At 58.8% G+C, this 16,757-nt stretch carries 18 protein-coding genes and 1 tRNA gene; 7 read left to right on the top strand and 12 right to left on the bottom strand.

The annotated features are described in order from the left end of the window. Positions 1-2 precede the first annotated feature (2 nt). From INS80_RS18295 to INS80_RS18285, 3 genes are all read right to left on the bottom strand, one after another. Positions 3-362, bottom strand: coding sequence for a HesB/IscA family protein (locus INS80_RS18295; protein WP_192966986.1), 360 nt, complete (start codon positions 360-362; stop codon positions 3-5). A gap of 112 nt (positions 363-474) precedes the next feature. Next, positions 475-1,683, bottom strand: coding sequence for a glycerophosphodiester phosphodiesterase family protein (locus INS80_RS18290; RefSeq protein WP_226892670.1), 1,209 nt, complete (start codon positions 1,681-1,683; stop codon positions 475-477). A 115-nt stretch (positions 1,684-1,798) separates the two neighbouring features. Further along, positions 1,799-2,161 (bottom strand): SUF system Fe-S cluster assembly protein, encoded by a 363-nt coding sequence (locus INS80_RS18285; RefSeq protein WP_192966985.1) that lies wholly within the window; start codon positions 2,159-2,161, stop codon positions 1,799-1,801. 246 nt (positions 2,162-2,407) lie between these two features. On the opposite strand from INS80_RS18285, the gene INS80_RS18280 reads away from it, so the two are divergent. Further along, positions 2,408-3,115 (top strand): substrate-binding periplasmic protein, encoded by a 708-nt coding sequence (locus INS80_RS18280; protein WP_192966984.1) that lies wholly within the window; start codon positions 2,408-2,410, stop codon positions 3,113-3,115. 192 nt (positions 3,116-3,307) lie between these two features. On the opposite strand, the gene INS80_RS18275 is transcribed toward INS80_RS18280, so the two are convergent. The 3 genes from INS80_RS18275 to rimK form a co-directional block, all read right to left on the bottom strand. Beyond that, on the bottom strand, positions 3,308-3,589 hold the full coding sequence (locus tag INS80_RS18275) for an NfeD family protein (RefSeq protein WP_192966983.1): 282 nt from the start codon (positions 3,587-3,589) through the stop codon (positions 3,308-3,310). Next, positions 3,589-4,479, bottom strand: coding sequence for an SPFH domain-containing protein (locus INS80_RS18270; RefSeq protein ID WP_192966982.1), 891 nt, complete (start codon positions 4,477-4,479; stop codon positions 3,589-3,591). The genes INS80_RS18275 and INS80_RS18270 overlap by 1 nt, the downstream gene beginning before the upstream one ends. Positions 4,480-4,560: 81 nt before the next feature. Next, a complete protein-coding gene (gene rimK / locus INS80_RS18265; protein WP_192966981.1) occupies positions 4,561-5,970 on the bottom strand; it encodes a 30S ribosomal protein S6--L-glutamate ligase in 1,410 nt (469 codons plus the stop codon). 69 nt (positions 5,971-6,039) lie between these two features. Here rimK and tgt point away from each other — a divergent pair, with 69 nt between their 5' ends. The 4 genes from tgt to lon all read left to right on the top strand — a co-directional run bounded on the left by tgt (position 6,040) and on the right by lon (position 12,060). Further along, positions 6,040-7,170, top strand: coding sequence for a tRNA guanosine(34) transglycosylase Tgt (gene tgt, locus INS80_RS18260; protein ID WP_192966980.1), 1,131 nt, complete (start codon positions 6,040-6,042; stop codon positions 7,168-7,170). A 91-nt stretch (positions 7,171-7,261) separates the two neighbouring features. Further along, entirely contained in the window at positions 7,262-8,365 is a 1,104-nt protein-coding gene (locus INS80_RS18255) for an alkene reductase (protein ID WP_192966979.1), read from the top strand. Positions 8,366-8,635: 270 nt separating this feature from the next. After that, a complete protein-coding gene (locus INS80_RS18250; protein WP_192966978.1) occupies positions 8,636-9,253 on the top strand; it encodes a hypothetical protein in 618 nt (205 codons plus the stop codon). A 395-nt stretch (positions 9,254-9,648) separates the two neighbouring features. After that, a complete protein-coding gene (lon, locus tag INS80_RS18245) occupies positions 9,649-12,060 on the top strand; it encodes an endopeptidase La (protein ID WP_192966977.1) in 2,412 nt (803 codons plus the stop codon). A 61-nt stretch (positions 12,061-12,121) separates the two neighbouring features. Here lon and INS80_RS18240 read toward each other — a convergent pair whose 3' ends face one another. The 4 genes from INS80_RS18240 to INS80_RS18225 all read right to left on the bottom strand — a co-directional run bounded on the left by INS80_RS18240 (position 12,122) and on the right by INS80_RS18225 (position 14,742). Then, entirely contained in the window at positions 12,122-12,661 is a 540-nt protein-coding gene (locus INS80_RS18240) for a GNAT family N-acetyltransferase (RefSeq protein WP_192966976.1), read from the bottom strand. Positions 12,662-12,686: 25 nt separating this feature from the next. Then, positions 12,687-12,962: a YjhX family toxin gene (locus tag INS80_RS18235; RefSeq protein ID WP_439650950.1), complete on the bottom strand. Its 276-nt coding sequence runs from the start codon at positions 12,960-12,962 to the stop codon at positions 12,687-12,689. A 163-nt stretch (positions 12,963-13,125) separates the two neighbouring features. Then, the gene (locus INS80_RS18230) at positions 13,126-13,569 is read right to left on the bottom strand and encodes a hypothetical protein (protein ID WP_192966974.1); all 444 of its coding nucleotides are present in this window, start codon (positions 13,567-13,569) and stop codon (positions 13,126-13,128) included. 120 nt (positions 13,570-13,689) lie between these two features. Then, positions 13,690-14,742, bottom strand: a complete 1,053-nt coding sequence (locus tag INS80_RS18225; RefSeq protein WP_192966973.1) for a Glu/Leu/Phe/Val family dehydrogenase — start codon at positions 14,740-14,742, stop codon at positions 13,690-13,692. A gap of 147 nt (positions 14,743-14,889) precedes the next feature. On the opposite strand from INS80_RS18225, the gene INS80_RS18220 reads away from it, so the two are divergent. Together INS80_RS18220 and INS80_RS18215 are read left to right on the top strand one after the other, a co-directional pair. Further along, positions 14,890-15,345 carry an Lrp/AsnC family transcriptional regulator gene (locus INS80_RS18220; protein ID WP_192966972.1) on the top strand — a complete coding sequence of 152 codons (456 nt, stop codon included), beginning with the start codon at positions 14,890-14,892 and terminating at the stop codon, positions 15,343-15,345. A gap of 142 nt (positions 15,346-15,487) precedes the next feature. After that, a tRNA-Val gene (locus INS80_RS18215) sits at positions 15,488-15,562 on the top strand. 140 nt (positions 15,563-15,702) lie between these two features. Here INS80_RS18215 and INS80_RS18210 read toward each other — a convergent pair. Together INS80_RS18210 and INS80_RS19510 are read right to left on the bottom strand one after the other, a co-directional pair. Then, positions 15,703-16,272: a thermonuclease family protein gene (locus INS80_RS18210; RefSeq protein WP_192966971.1), complete on the bottom strand. Its 570-nt coding sequence runs from the start codon at positions 16,270-16,272 to the stop codon at positions 15,703-15,705. A 127-nt stretch (positions 16,273-16,399) separates the two neighbouring features. Then, positions 16,400-16,690: a DUF6455 family protein gene (locus INS80_RS19510; protein WP_226892669.1), complete on the bottom strand. Its 291-nt coding sequence runs from the start codon at positions 16,688-16,690 to the stop codon at positions 16,400-16,402. Positions 16,691-16,757: the final 67 nt, after the last annotated feature.

Here is a 16,757-nt window from a genome sequence, read left to right as displayed (position 1 = left end):
GTTCAGGTGCCCGGCATGTCCTTGAAGCTGATCGACTCGCCGCAGCCGCAGGCTTCGGAAACGTTTGGGTTGTTGAACTTGAACCCGCTTTCCAGCAGCGAGGTCTCATAGTCGATTTCGGTGCCAAAGAGGAACATCTGCGCCATTGGGGCAATCATCACCCGCGCGCCGTCCTGTTCCACGATCTCGTCGTTGGGATCTGTATCTTCCACGTATTCCATGGTGTATTCCATGCCCGCGCAGCCCCCCTTTTTCACACCGATACGCAGGCCCGCATGGCCTGCTGTCTGCATCAGTTTCGAAATCTGCGCTGCCGCCTTTGGGGTGATGGTCACCGCCTGTTTCCCAGGGATACCGAACATGAACGTCTCCATTTTCGCGCGTTGACTTTAACTTAAGGCTGCATACGCGCAGGCTCAAGGGGGCGAGCGTGAAAGGATCGCACACAAGCCTGTGCAGTCCTTGGGAATTCACTTACAGGCCCATGCAATTGGCATAGTAAGTCACCGTTGCAGGCCAGTCGGAGAACACACCGACCACGCCCACATCCTGCGCCAGAACGTCCAGCACCTGGTAATAGGCCGAGGCATTCGAAATCGCCGGTTTCACAGATTTGTAATACCATCCGCCGCCATTCGTCAGCGGGCCGGAGCGTTCCATCGACCAGGTGATGATCTTGAGGCCAGCCTTCTTGGCCTCAATGGCATAGGGGGAGGGGACCATCTTGCCATCCTCAAGAGTCAGCAGCATCCAGATCGGCGGCGCGATATAGTTCACGCCCATATCCGCCAATTCTTGCATCGACGGTTTGAAGGTCGCGGGAATTGCAGGATCCACCTTGCCCTCATCGGCGTCGGATTTCGAATAGCGATCGTCTAGATAGACCGCCTGGGCGCCGAACGCCGGCTCGTGCTCAATCCAGTACAGGATGTCGCTGAGGTCGAAGCTTTGCAGCCAAACATCCGATGCGGGCACGCCCGCCACCTTGTACTCAACCACCAGCTTCTGCGCGTAGTCTTCCTGCGTGAAGCCGTTGAAGGGCATCTTGAACGCCGGTGCCTTGAGTTCGGGCGTGAATTTCGCGCCGAGAGAGCGGAACAGGGAGATCGACTCCGCATGGGTCATGCTGCGGGCGCCATCCAAATAAAGCGTGCTGCGCCAGGGCGCGGTGCCGCCCTGATAGGCCTCGGGCGTCGTGGCGCTCTTGTCGCGGCTGTCCATCTTGGGGGTAAGGCTGCGGAACTCTTCCAGCGTGATCTCGGAGGTGCGGCACTCGGCCTTGGCCTCCGTGCTGCCGGTGGCGGGGGTAAATGGCGTGATGCAGGTCTCGGCCAGATCAGTGGTCAGAATATTGGTGGTGGTGTGCAGATCGTTCTGGGCATGGCGGCAGACCAGCTCCAGATCCTTGGTGAAGGTTACGTCGCATTCCAGGAGTCCCGCGCCCATCTGCGCGGCGGCCATATTGCTTTCGACGGTATGTTCGGGGAACAAGAGCGGCGCGCCGCGATGGCCGATGGAAAAATTCGTGCGCTGAGGGGTTTGCGCGGCGCAGGAGCGGAGTTTTTCCTTTAGCGCACCCTCAGGCAGCTTGTCGATCAGATAGGCCGGGCGCGGCCCATAGGTGAGGCCGACCTCAAGGGCCAGAACTGGCGACGCGGCGAGTGACAGGATCAGGGCGGGCAAGGATATGCGCAAAACTATTCTCCGGAAAATGAGGGCTGAAAAGAAAATCGCGGCGTCGGGTAACGCCCGTGCCGCGATCCTGTGAAACAATTGTAACGATGCGCGACAGGCGCCCCTACATGAACCCCAGTTCCAGGCGCGCCTCGTCCGACATCATCTCCATGCCCCAGGGCGGCTCCCAGGTGAGTTCGACATCAACGGATTTCACGCCTGGCACGGGTGAGATCGCATCGACGATCCAGCCCGGCATCTCACCGGCGACAGGGCAGCCCGGCGCGGTCAGGGTCATGATGATCTTCACGTCGTTCTCATCGTTGATGTCGATTGTGTAGATCAGACCCAGCTCATAGATATTGACCGGAATTTCAGGGTCATAGACGCTACGGCATGCGTCAGCTACCGCATCATAGAGCGGATGGGAAACGGAAGACGGTGCGATCAGTGGCGCCCCTTCAAGAGGTTCAGAAGCGTTTGTCATGTCGGTCCCTGACAGTTAATCCGACCGTTTATATAGGGAACCCGTCGGCGAAGGTCCATAGTAACGGAGGACAGGCCGATAATTTGCATGGTCTGAATCGGTCATCACGGCATGCTGTATTTGGGGGATCAGGCAGTACGCGAAGCGTGGCATCCGGCACCGCAGCCGGTGACACTGGCCGCTTAGGCGTATCTTAACGGTGCAGTGTTAAGGGACCATACCTTTATCCACGGACGGAGCCTGAATATGACTTCTCTGAAAACCTTGGTCTATACCGCAGCATTCGCCAGCTTTGCTTCATCGTCAATGGCCGGTTCGTCACTGACATTGCTGACCGAAGAATACCCGCCTTTCAACTACACTGAAAACGGTGAAATCGTTGGCTCGGCAACCGAGATGGTCCAAGAAGCGATGGAGGCAGCTGGGGTGTCCTACACTCTTGTTTCGCTCCCTTGGGCTCGTGCATTCGCAACTGCGCAAAAAGACCCGGACACCTGCGTCTTTACCACGAATATCACTGAAAAGCGTCGACCGCTGTTCAAGTGGATCTCTCCGCTGGTTTCCAATCAAATGGTATTGGTGGCCCGCGCGGATAATCCAGTAACGATAAACTCCCTTGATGACGCCCGTGCATACAGCATTGGAACTTATAAAGACGATGTTGCCGAAACCCATATGAAGGATGCAGGCATGAACATCGTTTCGACCTCCAATGAGGAGTCGAACATCAAAAAGCTGAAAGCAGGCCGCATCGATCTGTGGGTGACTTTCCGTGAGCGTCTGACGCTGCTGAATGATCCAGAACTTGTCGAGGTTTTCATGGTTGACGAAACAGTGGCTGGCGTCGCCTGTAACCTGAGCGTCGATGACGCAACGATTGCCAGCATTCAGCAAGGTCTAGATCAGGTGATCGCCAGCGGGCGAGCCGATGAAATCAAAGCGAAATACAGGTAATCCTGAAGGAAAAGCCGCAAGAAGGCTCTTAAGAAACGCCGCTCTGCGACTGCTGGCCTGAGGCTGATCGTATCGCTTTTGAAACGCGATTGGTCAGTTCTGCTTGTCTTTGATCTTCACCTTCTCGGCCACGCAGGCCTGCGGCTCAAGTCGCAGGTCTTTTTGTTTCGTGATCACGCAATTTGGGTTCGCTCAGTCGTTGATATCCGTCTCGAAGGTCTTCACCTGACCGCGGGGCAGGGCAAAGACGCGGCGCAGCACGAGCCATGCGATGAGGGAGATCAGCGCAAAGAGAAACACTAGCGCAGGCAGGCCAAAGGTCGCGCTGCCGACCGCGAGAAGAAGGATACCAACTCCCAGCGCACCGATGGCAAAGCCGAGGAACACAAACCCCGGCGCCAGGACCTCAAGGATACCCAGCACCAAAGCAGCGGCGCACCAGACCCACCAGAGCGCCCAGAAGGGGGCCGCCATCATTTGCCTCCTTTCAGCATCTTGAAGGCATCGCCAAAGGCCTCCAGCGCCTGTGCGGGGACCACGATGGTCTGTTTGCCGCTCCCCGCACCAAGGGTGTTGAGCGCCTCCACCTGTTTCAGGGCGACCTGATATTGCGCGGCCTCGATCCCATTCTGGGCAATCGCTTTGGCCACCACCTCGGTCGCATAGGCTTCCGCCTCGGCTTCGATCCTGCGGGCCTTGGCTGTCTGTTCGGCGGCGTAGAGCTCGGCATCGGCGGCCAGTTCCACGGCGCGTTTCTGACCTTCGGCCTCGGTCACCTGAGCGCGACGGGCGCGTTCTGCGTTGAGCTGCTGCAGCATGGCGTCGCGGGTGGCCTGGTCGAGGTTCACATCCAGGATCTCGGCGCGGGTCACCTCGATGCCCCAGTCGTCTACCGCACTTTCGACGCTTTTCTGGATCTGTGCGATCAGTTGCGCGCGGTTGGACTGCACCTCGTCGAGATCCATCTTGCCGATCTCGGCACGTACGATCCCGGCCACGGTTGTGGCAATGGCGCCATCCACATCGCGAATGCGGTAGACGGTCTTTTCAGGCTCAAGGATGCGATAGAAGACAGAGGTGTCGATCTGTACCAGAACGTTGTCCTTGGTGATGGCATCCTGCGTGGCATTGGGCAGCTGGCGCTCCAGGATCGAAACCTTGTGGCGCACTGCATCGAGGAAGGGAATGATGAAGTTGATACCCGGCCCCAGTACAGCCTGCAGACGGCCAAAGCGTTCGACCACGAATTTCTCGGACTGCGGCACGATCCGCACGCCCTTGAGGATTACGACGATCAGGAAAACCGCCCCGAGGATATAAAGAAGGCTTCCGGACATAAGGGAGATAATCTGGTCTTCGCTCATGGGGGTAAAATCCTGCATTGAAATCTAATCCCAAGATCGGGATTGGACGGGGCAGGGTCAAGCCCCGCATCCATATTGCGATCAGGTGCGGCTGTTTGTGGGCCTGCGCATTCTCAAGGGGGCGGGGCGCACGTTGGTTTCGATTTCGTCATAAATGAGCCCGGCGATGTTCTTTTTCGAGGTGCGTTCGATCCCTTCCAGACCCGGTGACGAGTTCACCTCCAGCACCTTGGGCCCGGTTTCGGAGCGCAAAAGATCTACCCCGGCCACGTTGAGGCCAAAGGCCTTGGCAGCCTTCACTGCGGTTGCGCGCTCTTCCTTGGTGATGCGCACCGCGACCGCGCTGCCGCCCAGGTGCAGGTTCGAGCGGAAATCGCCCTCCGCGCCGGAGCGTTTCATGGCCGCAACCACCTTGGAGCCCACGACGAGGCAGCGGATATCCTCGCCGTTGGCCTCTTTCACGAATTGCTGCACCAGAAAGTTCGCCTTTAGGCCGCGAAAGGCGGTAATCACAGACTCAGCCGCCTTCTTGGTTTCGGCCAGCACCACGCCCTTGCCCTGAGTGCTTTCGAGCAGCTTCACGATCAAAGGCGCGCCGCCGACGATGTCGATCAGGTTCTTTGTGTCCTTGGGAGAGGCGGCAAAGGCCGTGGCGGGCATTCCGATCTTCTGACGCGCCAGCACCTGATGGGCATGCAGCTTGTCGCGGCTGGCGGTGATGCCCTCGCTGCCATTGACGCAAAAGGTGCCAAGGGTTTCGAACTGGCGCAGAACGGCAGTGCCATATTGGGTTATCGAGGCACCGATGCGTGGGATCACGGCGTCATAGCGGGGCAGGCGTTTGCCGTCGTAATGCACTTCCGGGGCAAGGGCGTTGATATCCATGTAGCAGCGCGTGGTGTCGATCACCTCCACCGTGTGGCCGCGTTTTTCGCCCTCCTCGACCAGGCGGCGGGTCGAGTAATTGTCTTCGCGGCTAAGGACCGCGATGCGCAACACCCGGTTCGGTGCCGTTTTGCGGATATTTTTGGATGCATAGACCGAGTAGTCCAGTTCCGGCTGGCAGAACCTTTCGGACGGGGACACCGCCACGTTCTCTCCCAAAGCCTGACGGCCGAGCAGCATATGCAGGGCCATGCCTCGGCGATCGGTCAGGGTTACTTCGATTGGCCAGCTGTGACCGTCGACCACCAGATCGGTCGAAATCACGTAGCGCATCTCGCTTTCCCCGTTCGAGGAGGTCACCTCGCGCCGGTCGATGATGTCTGCCGAGCAGGGGATCGACAGGTTTTCACCCGGAATCGGATGCACCGTGAAACGCACTTTGGGCGCCGATGCGGGGCCGAAGGTTTCGATCTCGGTAGCATGCAGCGCGGATGTGCGCGCGCCGGTATCAACCTTGGCCTTCATTGCGGGCAGGCCAAGTCCGGGCAAGCTGACCCATTCTTCCCATCCTAGGGTCAATTTTGCAGCTTGTTCATCAGTGGACATGCGCTTGGCTCCTTGGCATTAGGGGAATCTTATCGTCGTAAGGTGACAGAACTAACGCAGGAAGTCGAAATGTCAGAGCTTTTCAAGTTTGAACTGAAAGCAACGGACGGAAAAGCGCGTACCGGTGTGATCCAGACACCGCGCGGGGACATTCGCACGCCTGCGTTCATGCCGGTTGGCACTGCAGGTACCGTGAAGGCGATGATGCCCGAAAGCGTGCGGGAAACCGGCGCCGACATCCTCTTGGGCAATACCTACCACCTGATGCTGCGCCCCACGGCTGAACGCATCGACCGTCTGGGCGGCCTGCACAAGTTCATGAACTGGCAGCGCCCGATCCTGACAGACAGCGGCGGGTTCCAGGTGATGTCCCTGGCGGGGCTCAGGAAGCTAACGGAAAAGGGCGTCACCTTCAAAAGCCATATCGACGGCTCCAAGCATGAGCTGACGCCGGAGCGCTCGATGGAGATCCAGCGCCTTCTGGGCAGTGATATCGTCATGTGTTTCGACGAATGCCCGGCCTTGCCTGCGGATCGCGACCGCATCGCCGAAAGCATGCGCCTGTCAATGCGCTGGGCGGAGCGTTCCAAGGATGCCTTCGGCGATCGCCCCGGCCATGCGCTGTTCGGGATCATGCAGGGCGGGCTGGAGCAGGACCTGCGCGAAGAAAGCGCCGAAGCGCTGAAAAACATAGGCTTTGACGGTTATGCTGTGGGCGGTCTTGCAGTGGGAGAGGGGCAGGAGGCGATGTTCGGTTGTCTGGACTACGCGCCGGACATGCTGCCGCAGGACAAGCCGCGCTACCTGATGGGAGTGGGCAAGCCCGACGATATCGTCGGTGCGGTCGCGCGCGGCATCGACATGATGGACTGCGTCCTGCCGTCGCGCTCAGGGCGCACGGGGCAGGTCTTTACCCGGCGCGGTGTGGTCAACATCAAGAACGCCCGCCATGCCGATGATCCGCGCCCCTTGGATGAACAGTGCAGCTGCCCGGCCTGTTCCAACTACAGCCGCGCCTATCTGCACCATGTCTTCCGCGCCAACGAGATGATCTCGGGCATGCTGCTGACCTGGCACAACCTGCATTACTTTCAGGAGATCATGGCGGGCATGCGCGAGGCCATCGCAGCGGGTTCATTTGATGCTTGGCAGGCAGACTTCCATGCTCAGCGGGCTGAAGGCGATATCGCGCCGTTGTGAGGGCATTGCCCTTGAAGCACGTGGGCGTGGCGCACATGTTCGGTCCCTAACGTTCCAATCACTGGACCCTTTGACGGGAAGGATGCACGAGATGACCGAAGCACTGTTTACACCTTATTCGGCGGGAAATATCGATCTCAAGAATCGGGTTGTCATGGCGCCGTTGACGCGCAACCGTGCGGACAACGACACCGCAGAAGTCAACGAGTTGCACGTGGAGTACTATCGTCAGCGTGCGGGCGCGGGCCTGATCATCACCGAAGCTGCCCAGATCAGCCCCGAAGGCAAGGGCTACCTACAGACCCCCGGCATCCACACCAAGGCGCAGGCAGAGGCCTGGAAGAAAGTCACAGATGCGGTGCACGCCGAGGGGGGCAAGATCGTCATTCAGCTTTGGCATGTGGGGCGGATCAGCCATGTATCCTTGCAGCCGGGCGGGGCTGCGCCCGTGGCGCCGTCGGCCATTACTGCTGAGGCAAAAACCTTTACCGCCGAAGGTTTTGTGGACACGTCGGCGCCCCGCGCGCTGGAAGCCGATGAACTGCCCCGCATCGTTGCTGATTACGTGAATGCAACGAGACTGGCAAAGGAGGCCGGCTTTGACGGGGTCGAAGTGCATGGCGCAAACGGTTATCTTCTGGACCAGTTCCTCAAGACCGGATCAAACATGCGCTCGGATGCCTATGGCGGATCAGTCGAAAACCGCGCGCGGCTTTTGCTGGAGGTGCTGGAGGCGGTGACCGAAGCCTGGCACGGTGGCAACGTGGGACTGCGGTTGTCGCCCTTCTCGAACGTCAACGGCATTTCGGATGCAAACCCGCAAGAGACCTTTGCCTACCTGATCCCAAAGCTCAATCGGTTCAATTTGGCCTATCTCCACATGATCGAGGGTACCACCGGCGGCAGCCGCGATCTGGCAGACGGCGAGGACCTTGATGCGCTGCGCGCGCTCTACACGAGGACCTTTATGGTCAACAACGGCTATGACCGTGCTATGGCGCTGGAGGCGGTCGACAGCGGCAGCACTGATCTGGTGGCATTTGGCCGTCCCTTCATCTCGAATCCAGATCTGGTAGAGCGCCTTCGGAGCGGGGCCGAATTGAACAGGCTCGATTCCAAAACGCTTTATGGCGGGGGAGCAGAAGGGCTGACCGATTATCCGACCCTGTCCGAACGGGCGGCTGAAACCGTTTGACCCGATCGTGACCTGATATCCTTAAAACGTTGGGTCTATGTGCCGGTTGGAGCGCGAACGGGGAAAACCTGTTTGCGCTTCTCCTTGAATTGGCTTGAAAATCCCGGTGCGGTAGCTTGGTCAGCTGTCCGAGCTGATTTGAAATGAGAAACTCTTTTCGCCGCCCTTATTGGTGTTTGCAGTCGGCTGGGTGGCGGTGTGACGTTACCGGGGCCCAGATGATGCGCAGTCAGCTGACGGTCCTTCGCAAGACTTGAAAAGGGGAGTCCAGTGCACAAACCAGCATTCCAACCGGTGATATCCCGCCTTGTGGCGGGTGGTTTGGCGTTGTCCTGTTTGATCGGTGCGGCGCAGGCAGACGTGCTGAATGGCTGTGGCCTTAAGGTCGATGCATTTGGTCCCGAACTCTTCAAGACCTTCGAGGGGCGCTGGACCATGCTTTATGGCCCCGGAGAGATTGCGAATTATGTCGGCGATCAGATCATGATGCTGCCGCTGCCGCAGGGGGCACGTCAGGGGCTGGCAATCCTGTCGGAAAAAGACAGCCTCGAGATGCATTTCGCCACTTTGGGTGTGCACCGGCTTGTTGTCCTGGACGACGGTGAGCGCCTGGCCGGATTGCCAGCCGCAGCGGCCGGACGCGAGGATCTGCCGCAGGACGCCAACGTTCTGATCGACGTGGCCGCTTTGACCGAGGCACCGACATGCGCTGCCTCGGAAATGCTGGCGATCGGTTTTGACAGTCAGGTGCCCTCTGCCACCGGTCAGCCACAGGTGCAGCGAATGGAGCTATATGTGATTGACGAGTCCCACATGAGCGGTGTGTTGCGCATCGAAGAAGGAGAGGGGCGCTTCTCGCACCGGTTGGTCACGTTTTCCAAAGACTAGCCGCAAGCCGGTCATCAAAGGCAAAGGTGCCAGGGCTTCGGTGCTTTTTTCATACGCCTCCCGCATAAGGAGCTGCGTGAGGAGCAGCGCCGCATACACCGATTAATAAATGAGTAACCAAGTTACACTAAACTGTTAACAAGCTGCTTCGCCGCTTTCATCTATGGCGCTGTGGGACTGCAGCGGCGAATGGTCACGATTTGGTAGCCTTAAGCCTAAAAGCGCTCTTGTGGTCCCCTGTCGCCAAGGGCAAACTGTGGTCCAAACAACGAGGCACCTGTGCGCCACAGCGGTTGAAAAGACCCGGGCGCCGACCCAAATAGTAGTTCCAAGAGGAGACGACGACGGCTGCCTATCCTGGGGCCTGGACGTCTTGCCAAAGAAAAGGACCGAGTATGCAAGAGCCACTCAATTCTTCCTATCCTGTGCTGCCGCTGCGTGACATCGTTGTGTTCCCGCACATGATCGTGCCCCTATTTGTGGGCAGGGAGAAATCGGTACGTGCCTTGGAAGAGGTAATGGCCGATGACAAACAAATCCTCCTGTCCAGCCAGATTGACCCCTCCGAGGATGATCCCCAGTCGGATGGTATCTATCGCGTTGGCGTGCTGGCCAATGTGCTGCAGCTGCTGAAACTGCCCGATGGCACCGTCAAGGTGCTGGTCGAAGGCCAGTCCCGCGTCAAGATCACCGATTTCCTGGAAAACGACAACTATTTCGAAGCTCGGGCTGAGCGGATCAGCGAAATGCCGGGCGATGTCACCACCACCGAGGCGCTGGTGCGCACCGTTGGTGATGAATTCGAACGCTACGCCAAGGTGCGCAAGAACATCCCCGAAGAGGCGCTAAGCGCCGTGGGTGAGACCACCGAACCGGCCAAACTGGCGGATCTGGTGGCCGGTCACCTGGGTATCGAGGTGGACCGCAAGCAAGAACTTCTGGAGACACTGTCGGTCAGCGAACGGCTGGAAAAGGTCTATGGCCTGATGCAGGGCGAAATGTCTGTCCTGCAGGTCGAGAAGAAGATCAAGACCCGCGTCAAATCCCAGATGGAGAAGACCCAGCGCGAATACTACCTGAATGAGCAGATGAAGGCCATTCAGAAGGAGCTGGGCGACGGCGAGGAAGGTTCGGGCGAAGTGGCCGAGCTGGAAGAGAAGATCGCCGAAACAAAGCTGTCCAAAGAGGCCCGTGAAAAGGCTGAGGCCGAGTTGAAGAAACTCAAGAACATGTCGCCCATGTCGGCCGAGGCCACCGTGGTGCGCAACTATCTGGACTGGATGCTGTCGATCCCATGGGGCACAAAATCCCGCGTCAAAAAGGACTTGGGCCGCGCGCAGGATATCCTCGACAAGGATCACTACGGGCTTGAGAAGGTCAAGGAGCGCATCGTCGAATACCTTGCCGTGCAGCAGCGCTCGGCCAAGCTGAAGGGGCCGATCCTTTGCCTCGTCGGCCCTCCGGGTGTGGGTAAGACCTCGCTGGGCAAATCTGTGGCCAAGGCGACGGGGCGCGAGTTCATCCGTATCAGCCTTGGTGGCGTGCGCGATGAGAGCGAGATCCGCGGTCACCGCCGGACCTACATCGGCTCGATGCCCGGCAAGATCATCCAGGCGCTGAAGAAGGCGAAGACCACCAATCCGCTGATCCTGCTCGATGAGATCGACAAGATGGGCCAGGATTTCCGTGGCGATCCGGCTTCGGCCATGCTGGAAGTCCTTGATCCGGAACAGAACTCCACCTTTGTGGACCACTATCTTGAGGTCGAATATGACCTCTCGAACGTAATGTTCCTGACCACCTCCAACAGCTACAACATGCCGGGACCGCTCTTGGACCGCATGGAAATCATTCCGCTGTCGGGCTACACCGAGGACGAAAAGCGCGAGATTGCCAAGCAGCACTTGGTGACCAAACAGGTGAAGAACCACGGTCTGAAGGCCAAGGAGTTCGAACTGACCGACGAGGCGCTGACCGACATCATCCGCACCTACACCCGCGAGGCGGGCGTGCGGAACCTCGAGCGTGAAATCGCCAAGGTGGCGCGCAAGTCGCTGACCAAGATCGTCAAGAAGGAAGCCGAGAGCGTCAAGGTCACCCATGACAATCTCGATGAATTCCTGGGCGTGCCGAAATACCGTTTCGGTCTTGCCGAAAAGGAGGATCAGGTCGGCGTGGTGACAGGCCTTGCCTACACCTCGGTCGGTGGTGAACTTTTGTCCATCGAGGCGCTTCGCCTGCCGGGTAAAGGCCGGATGAAGACCACGGGCAAGCTGGGCGATGTGATGAAAGAGTCGATCGAAGCTGCTTCCAGCTATGTGCGCTCGGTTGCGCCGCAGCTGGGGATCAAGCCGCCGAAGTTCGACAAGTGGGACATCCACGTGCACGTGCCCGAAGGCGCCACGCCCAAGGACGGCCCGTCTGCCGGTCTGGCCATGGTGACCTCCATCGTGTCGGTGCTGACCGGGATCCCGGTGCGCAAGGACATCGCCATGACCGGTGAGGTCACCCTGCGCGGCAATGCGCTGGCCATTGGCGGCCTCAAGGAGAAACTGCTCGCAGCCCTGCGCGGGGGCATCAAGACCGTCCTCATCCCCGAGGAGAACGCCAAGGATCTGCCGGACATTCCCGACAACGTGAAGGAAGGTCTGGAGATCATCACGGTGAGCCATGTCTCCGAGGTGCTGAAACACGCGCTGGTTGGCAGCCCAGAGCCGATCGAATGGGACGAGGAGGCCGAAGAGGCCGCCGCCGCCCAAGCCGCGCTGGAGGCCAAGACCGCTTCGGCAACTGCGACCGCGCATTAATCGCGACCATCATGTTAGAAGAAAGGCGGCCCATTGCGGGCCGCCTTTTTTGCAGCTGGGTTCACCACAAATCGGGTTGGCGAAACGCTGTAACGCAGTTTGCGTCCCCCTTGAGTGGCTCTAGTGAGGTTGAGTGCAGAGATTGCCCGAGCCATCCATGCGGATAGGACAGGGGCATGGGCGCAGCCGCGTCATCTTCGCTGATCTGGTTGAAGCCAACTTTTGAATAAAATTTGATATCCCCATAGGTCAGCACCACATCGACGCCCCGCTGTTGCAGGCTGATCAGCCCGTGGCGCAACAGATCCTGTCCGATGCCTTTGCCCTGATGGTCGGTTGCAACGGCCACCGGCGACAACAGAAACACCGTGCGCGTGTCCTCGGGGTAGCTCATGCGGGTAAAGAGGATCGTGGCAACAATCCTGCCCTCATCCAGGGCCGAGAAGGCAAACAGATCCTCCTCGGCCACGGTATCGAAGATATCCGCCACCAGTTGTCCGATCAGTTTCCCTTCACCGGCGCCTTCGGAATCGGTGAACGAAGCGGTGAAAAGGGCGCAAATCTCCTCGCGCCGCTCTGTGTGGTTGGAGGTGTAGCCCATGATGCGGTCCTTTCCGAATGGGAGGCTATCGTTGGTTGAGTTGCGCGCGCACGGCTTTGATGCCAAGGCGCGAAGCGCGATAGGGCTGGCCGCCCCGCGATTGGATGAAGCGCCGCTTCCTGAGGCGCTGAAAGACGCCGAATGTGCAGTCCGACAGCACATGTCCTTCGCGGGTGTAACAGGTGATGCTGCCGATCTTGCCGTTCTCGCAGCGTTCATGGTGGATTGCCCCGCCAAGGGCGAGTTCATGCAACACGCGTTGCTCGTGTTTTGAAATGTTCAACTGAGGTCTCGATCTCATGAGAGTACAAAACAACAGGCCACTCAGCCGCTCGCGTGAGTGTCCTTGGTCTGTTCTGCGTTCCCCTAGCGTGATGCCGGGAACGGGCTTATGCCCGGGTCTCTTTCATAAAATCTCCATAGCATGAGGCGTCCGCCTCATGTCTGATACTTCAGATAGTCGCTCATTGTGGGGATGACAAGTTCCGTGGGCCAAGAACGGGCAGGGGGTGGTATGGAACCGCCCTGTCACCATGTTGGGCGAACGAATGGACAGAACTACCGGGCACCGATTCCCGACCTTGTATCGCAAGGCTCTTGACGTTCTCGAGCAGTTCGTTGAGGGCCACCTCGTCCTCTGCGTCAAACGAATGAACGTCAAATAAGGGGCCGGGGGCCTTAGGCGGATAGATGTACAGTTCGAAGTCGCCGTCGAACACCTCGATGTCCATCGGAACCGAACTCCACGACAGGATGGTTGTCGGCCAATACCCGCGTGAAGCATGGTCTGGAAGCAGGTTCATGGTCCTCAGGCGTACGAGCAGGCGTTCGGCGTTGGAGAGTGAAGCTTTCGACGGCTGTTGGGCCTCTGGCCAGTTTCGAGGTACATTCTTCCAGATGTCCGTCATCAAGGCGCTCGCAGGTGGTCTAGCCGCATTCATTGTGGCCCAGTATTTGCCAGGAAGCCAGGTCCGGTCAACGTGCACGGTGCCAACCGGACACCTGGTATCCTTCAGGCCTGTTTGGAGCTATGCTGCAGCAGCCCGTGCCATCCTTTTCCTTACCGACGCGATGGCGACGGCATCGGGACTGATTCCCTGCTGATGGGCCTGGTTCAGCACCTCTGACATGGTCGCGTCCAGCGCGCTCAGCTTGTCCGCCACATAGGTCTCGCGGTCTGCGATTTTCAGGATTTCCGTCGCCACGTTGATGATGCCGCCGCCGTTGGCGATGAAATCGGGAGCGTAGAGGATGCCTCGGTCGTGTAGGGCCTTTGCATCCTCGGGCCCGGCAAGCTGGTTGTTGGCGCCGCCCGCGACGATCCCCACCTGCAACTGGGGGATGGTGTCCTCGTTCAGGATGCCGCCAATGGCGCAGGGTGCAAAAATATGGGCCTGAACGCTGTAGATCTTGGTAGTGGCAACGGGGCGTGCGCCAAACTCGGCTTTTGCCTTCTCGAGGCGGGACGCGTCCACGTCGGTCACAATCAGTTCTGCGCCCGCATCGGTCAGAAGGCGGCACAGGTGCCAGCCCACATGTCCGAGTCCCTGCACCGCGACGGTGACGCCTTCGAGATCGGCACTACCCGTCTTGTGGGCCTTGGCAGTGCGAATGGTGTTGAAGATGCCGCGCGCCGTGATGGGAGAGGGGTCGCCGCTTGCAAACTCGCCGGACGCAAGACCGGCAACAAAGGGCGTTTCCTCGGCCAGAATGCCCATGTCGGCCGGGCTCATCCCCATATCCTCGGCCGTGATATAGTGCCCGGTCAGGCTGTGGATCGCGCGGCCAAAGGCGCGCAGCATTTCGGGCGTCTTCTGGGTTGCGGGATCGCCGATGATCACGGCCTTTCCACCGCCCAGCGGCAGGCCCGCCGCGGCGTTCTTGTAGGTCATGCCCTCGCTCAGGCGGCGGACATCCTCCAGCGCCTGCGTCTCGCTTTCATAGGGGCGCATCCGAAGCCCGCCCGCCGCAGGGCCAAGCTGGGTGGAATGGATGGCAATGAAACCTGTCAGTCCGCTTGCGGCGTCTTCAACGCGGTAGATGGCTTCGTGAGTGGCAGAGGAAATCTGGCGCATGGTCATTCTGGCGGGCTCCTGCTGGGAGGGGATAAAGGGGACATCCAGAAGCGTAGTGCAGGAGAGTAACGTAGATTCTCCAAAATCCACCTGATAGGTATTAACGTTTAGAGATTCTGGCTAAAAAATGGGGAAATAATAGGGGATTTCAGCATGGATGCCATGGACCGTAAGATTGTTGCCGCATTGCAGCGTAATGGTCGCATCAAACTCGCACAGCTGTCAGAGCAGGTTGGGTTGTCGCCTACTCCCTGTGCCCGCAGGGTTGCCATGCTTGAAGAGGCTGGTGTGATTACTGGCTATTCTGCACGGGTTGATCAGACGCAGGAGGGCCTTGCAGTGACGATATTCGTCGCGGTTGAGCTGGAGCGGCAGTCCAAGGATGCTTTGCAAGCTTTCGAAAATGCGGTCCGGCAGTTCGATCAGGTAATGGAGTGCTATCTGATGACCGGAAGCCGCGATATTCTCTTGCGCGTGGTGGCGGGTGATCTGACGGATTTTGACCGCTTCCTGGAAGAGCAGCTGATGCGGGTTCCGGGAATCCGCAATACCCGCTCCAGCTTTACGCTGCGAACCATGATACAGCGAGATGTGCTGCCGACCCGGTAGGGGCGATCTGCTGCATGGGAGAGTAGACCCATGGGCTGCGATCTCGGTTCAACAGGCTGTTGGCAGAAGGCGAAAAGACGGGAGGATTTTTGCAATCGACCTCTTGCAGCAGCTGGGAACAGGCGATAATACCTCGTCCTACGGGTGATTAGCTCAGTGGTAGAGCGCTTCGTTCACATCGAAGATGTCAGGAGTTCAAATCTCTTATCACCCACCATTTTTTACGTGACGCGGATAATTGACATTTCACGCCGTAACAAACCGCGAGACGGCGCGTTGCGGGCGTGTCTGTTCCGTTCAGCCGAATGACGTGGCGGACAGTGCTGGCCAAGGGCGCCGCAGAGTGGTTGTCGGGGATCAGTTCTGATCGTCTGCCACTTCCCAAGGTGCGATATTGTCAGCCTGCCAGATGCCGCGGGAATGGGCCTGAGCACTGGATGCTTCGGGCACATAACGTCCCTGATTGAGGTGTGGCCAGGCCAGTCCTTCTTCCACCAGCATGGCACCTACGTCCACGCCGTCCACATCGCATGTGGCCAGATGGCGGCCATAGACATCCTGTTCAGAGCTGTAGCATTCGACGCTTGCGGCGCTTTCCACAAGGTCTCGCATGCGTTGGCGCGCCTCGGCGCCGCAATCCCAATAGATGCCTTGGGCTGTTGTGCATCTTTGAGAAGTGCGCGGCGCATCAATGTCTAACAAACGGATGTTATAGTTTCCCACCGCCAGGGAGTCCCCATCAATGACCCGGAAGTCGCGCCCGGTTCCTGACACCAGCGGCGTGATCTGGCCGGCAAGTTTTTCAATCCCATGAAGCTGCAGGAAGATCTTGGCGGACATCGGGTCGCCGGGCTGCAGCTCGGCAGAAATGGCAGCGCTTGCTGCGAAAGTAAGCGCGAGGCGGGCAAGGAGGCTTTTGATCTTCATAGCGCAACATCTCTGAGCTTTTGGTGTCGGTGCTGCGGCAACGATGGCCCTAAATAGGCCAATATTTGGTTAATGGGGCAGACAGGCTTTACGACAATTTTTCAGAGCTTTGCGATCAACCGGTTGGTCAACGGTTTTGGGTTTGGGACCTTAGGCTCTCCAGAATGTCGAAGTTGGAACAGAATGAAGGGACGCCGGGTTTGTCATGGTCAGAACGGCTCCAGTGCTGGCATTTCAGCGCACAGGTTGATGAATTGCATCGGTGAATCATGTGCGCGTAGTCCACGGCAGTGATCTGGCCATTCTTCATGGCCGCGCCCAGGTCTACACCTGCAGAGCGGGCGGCAGATGAAACGAGTCCGATGGATCTGCTCAGGTATCCAGGCGGTGCTGTTTTCTTAGGAGCCGTGTTCGACAAGGTCTTCTCCGTTCCTGCGTGCTTAGTCTGAGTGCAATTTACGGACCACCCCAACGTGGTGGTCTGG

It is taken from the genome of Phycobacter azelaicus, assembly GCF_014884385.1.
Taxonomy (GTDB): Bacteria; Pseudomonadota; Alphaproteobacteria; order Rhodobacterales; family Rhodobacteraceae; genus Phycobacter; species Phycobacter azelaicus.
The sequence above is the reverse complement of the archived record's forward strand: the minus strand, read 5'-3'. Positions and strand labels throughout refer to the sequence as shown.

Coding starts and splice junctions, on each gene's coding strand:
- INS80_RS18275 (WP_192966983.1), bottom strand. CDS start 3,589: ATGGCGGCCCCCTTCTGGGCGCTCTGGTGGGTCTGGTGCGCCGCTGCT.
- INS80_RS18240 (WP_192966976.1), bottom strand. CDS start 12,661: ATGGGCTACACCTCCAACCACACAGAGCGGCGCGAGGAGATTTGCGCC.
- INS80_RS18210 (WP_192966971.1), bottom strand. CDS start 16,272: ATGAAGATCAAAAGCCTCCTTGCCCGCCTCGCGCTTACTTTCGCAGCA.
- INS80_RS18280 (WP_192966984.1), top strand. CDS start 2,408: ATGACTTCTCTGAAAACCTTGGTCTATACCGCAGCATTCGCCAGCTTT.
- INS80_RS18255 (WP_192966979.1), top strand. CDS start 7,262: ATGACCGAAGCACTGTTTACACCTTATTCGGCGGGAAATATCGATCTC.
- rimK (WP_192966981.1), bottom strand. CDS start 5,970: ATGTCCACTGATGAACAAGCTGCAAAATTGACCCTAGGATGGGAAGAA.
- INS80_RS18270 (WP_192966982.1), bottom strand. CDS start 4,479: ATGAGCGAAGACCAGATTATCTCCCTTATGTCCGGAAGCCTTCTTTAT.
- INS80_RS18235 (WP_439650950.1), bottom strand. CDS start 12,962: ATGAGATCGAGACCTCAGTTGAACATTTCAAAACACGAGCAACGCGTG.
- INS80_RS18230 (WP_192966974.1), bottom strand. CDS start 13,569: ATGACGGACATCTGGAAGAATGTACCTCGAAACTGGCCAGAGGCCCAA.
- lon (WP_192966977.1), top strand. CDS start 9,649: ATGCAAGAGCCACTCAATTCTTCCTATCCTGTGCTGCCGCTGCGTGAC.
- INS80_RS18295 (WP_192966986.1), bottom strand. CDS start 362: ATGTTCGGTATCCCTGGGAAACAGGCGGTGACCATCACCCCAAAGGCG.
- tgt (WP_192966980.1), top strand. CDS start 6,040: ATGTCAGAGCTTTTCAAGTTTGAACTGAAAGCAACGGACGGAAAAGCG.
- INS80_RS18285 (WP_192966985.1), bottom strand. CDS start 2,161: ATGACAAACGCTTCTGAACCTCTTGAAGGGGCGCCACTGATCGCACCG.
- INS80_RS18220 (WP_192966972.1), top strand. CDS start 14,890: ATGGATGCCATGGACCGTAAGATTGTTGCCGCATTGCAGCGTAATGGT.
- INS80_RS18225 (WP_192966973.1), bottom strand. CDS start 14,742: ATGACCATGCGCCAGATTTCCTCTGCCACTCACGAAGCCATCTACCGC.